The following is a 2,676-nucleotide window of genomic DNA, read 5'->3' as shown; positions in this document are numbered from 1 at the left end:
TGTCGACGTTCACGTAATTCCCGGTGCCCGCGCTCGCGGAATTCCGCAGGTGGTGGGTCCTGGTTGATGTTCTACCCGATGGCCTCCTTCGGTGGGGTCTTCGGCGCGTTCTTGGTGACGGGCCGTTTGTTGGGCCGGTAGGACGGTCCGTTCATGAAGACTTGGTGGCTGGTGTTGATGAGTCGATCCAGGAGGGATTCGGCGACAACGGGATTGGGGAACAGCGGATACCAGTCGACCGGGGACCGGTTGGAGGTGAGCACCATGGAGCCGCCGTTGGCGGCGCGTTCGGAGATCAGTTCGTAGAGGTCGTCGGCCTGGGACGCGGTGAGCTCGCGCATGCCGAAGTCGTCGAGGATGAGCACGGCAGGCCGGACGAACTCGCGCAGCCGTTTGTCCCAGGTGCGGTCGGCGTGACCACCGGCCAGGGTGGCCAGCAGTCGACTGGTTTTCATGAACCGGACCTCGGCGCCCTGGCGGATCGCGAGATGCCCGAGTCCCTGGGCCACATGGGTTTTCCCGACTCCGACCGGTCCGTAGAGCACGACCGACTCACCGACGGGCAGCCAGCGCAACGCCGCGAGGTCGCGGATCTGGGCGGCGGGCAGTTTCGGGGAGGCGGCGAAGTCGAACTGCTCCAAGGTGAGTTGCTGCTCGAATTGGGCGCGGCGGATGCGACGGGCGATCGATTGGGATTCACGGCGGGCGATCTCGTCGTGGCAGAGGACCTGCAGGAACTCGATATGCCCGAGGTCCCCGGCACGGGCCTGCGCGAGACGAGATTCCAGAGTCTGCAGCATCCCCGACAGCTTCAACGTTCGCAGGGCTTGTTCGAGGGCGACGTCGACGATCATGCCGACACCCCCTCGCCGTGGTCACGGTCCCCGGTGTCATCGCGGGCGGCGTCGTCCCGGTCGCCGTCCGTGGTGGCGGCGAGAGCGGCCGGGCTGTTCGGGTTGGGCAGGGCCACGACGTTCCGAAACAGCCGCGATGGACCATGCAGGAACGCCGCGGCTCCTCCGTCACCGGTCGATGGCGGTGGCGGATCAGCCTCCAGCCCGGCGACCAGGATGCCCTTGATAGTCCGATAAGACGGGTCCCCGACGGCGATCGCCTTGGCGCAGGCCAATTCGAGCCGCGCGGTCCCATGCTTGTCGGCCAGGCCGAGCACGCCCTGGGCAGCCCGCAACCGGAAAAGCGCGTTCTCCGAAAGTAATTCGGCGATCACCGCGACGGTCGCGTCACCGATCTCGGCGGCGCGGTTGCGGCACCAAGTCGGTCCCCGCATGGCGAAAGCGATCTTCTCCGGCGGGTAGTGCGACAGATCGGACTGCTTACCGAACGGTTTGCGCACGTGGGTGGCGATCAACTCGCCGTTGTCGAAGATCTGCACCATCGAATACGTCGACCGGACATCCACTTTGCGTCCGATATGGCGCCACGGCACCGAATACAGCGCCTTGCCGACCTTGACATGGATATCGGGACCGACGGTTCCCGTCGTCCAGTCGGCGAGCACGAAGTCCTTGCCCGGCAACGGGTTCAACGCCTCGGCCTCGACCGCCGCGAACACCGAGTTCGGTGAAGCGCCATCCAGCGGCCGGCACGACCGGGCACCGGCCACCTCCCGGCACCACTCGATCGCCGAGATCTGCATCTGCTGCAGCGAAACCCATTCCCGGCCCCGCCAGAACGAGTCACGGATATAGGGCATCGGCCGCTCCACCCGCGGCTTGTCCTTGGGCTTCCCGCGTCGCGCCGGATCCACCAAAGTCCCGTAATGATGGGCCAATTCGGCATAAGAGCGGTTGATCTTCGGGTCATACAGATCCGGACGCGCGACCCCGGTCCGCAGATTGTCGGGCACCAGACGGGCCGGGACTCCGCCGAAGAACGCGAACGCCTCCACATGCGCTTGGGTCCAGGCCTGCTGGTCCATCGTCAGCACCGGACGCACGAACATCATCCGCGAGGCTGCCAGCACCATCACGAATGCCCAGATCCGGCGCCGACGCCCACCGAGCGGATCGACCCACGAACCCAAATATCCGTAATCGATCTGTGCTTCCTCACCCGGCGGCGGATCAGCACGCAGCACCGTCACTCTTGCCCGCTGGCCTTCCTCCGGAAGGTTCGCTTCCACATACCTTTTCAGCGACGACACCGACGCGGTCAGGCCCTGCTCGTCACGCAGCCGCTGCCAGATCGTCTGCTTACTCACCCCGGCCTTGAGCATCGCCACGATGTAATCGCGATGGGCCTCGATCTCCGGCCACGTCGTCTGCCGCAACCTCGTGTCGGCCAAATGTGGCAACCACTCCCGCACCAGCTCGCCCCACTCCGCCGGCGACCGCGCTGGACCACCCGGGCACAGCCCGGCCGCCACGGCTGGATCCACATACTTCTTCACAGTCTTGCGGTCCAACCCCAGGCTGGACGCGATCTGGCTCTGCGACCGACCCGCATGCCAGTGAATCAAGATCTCGACGATATCGACCACGTCGAACGTTCTCCTCGCCAATTCTGGCTCCCATCACCAACAGATGGGAGCAGCCAACTCCTGCGAGGACCTCACCGCCGCGCTCGCGTTCCCGCTGGGGAATTACGTGAACGGCACCCTGCGGAATTACGTGAACGAAAACCGGCTCAACCTGGGGATTTCCGTGAACGCCGACA

Annotated in this window: 1 protein-coding gene and 1 pseudogene; both read right to left on the bottom strand. The window is 65.4% G+C overall.

The genetic code is table 11. From position 1 onward, the window contains the following. Nucleotides 1-71 precede the first annotated feature (71 nt). On the bottom strand, nt 72-854 hold the full coding sequence (gene istB / locus ABZ824_RS39675) for an IS21-like element helper ATPase IstB (protein WP_356970046.1): 783 nt from the start codon (nt 852-854) through the stop codon (nt 72-74). Nucleotides 855-985: 131 nt separating this feature from the next. Beyond that, nucleotides 986-2,500 (bottom strand): annotated as a pseudogene (gene istA / locus ABZ824_RS39670) (IS21 family transposase); the annotation flags it as partial. Nucleotides 2,501-2,676 lie beyond the last annotated feature (176 nt).

It is taken from the genome of Nocardia sp. NPDC047038 (assembly GCF_040644075.1).
Taxonomy (GTDB): Bacteria; Actinomycetota; Actinomycetes; order Mycobacteriales; family Mycobacteriaceae; genus Nocardia; species Nocardia sichangensis.
The sequence above is the reverse complement of the archived record's forward strand: the minus strand, read 5'-3'. Positions and strand labels throughout refer to the sequence as shown.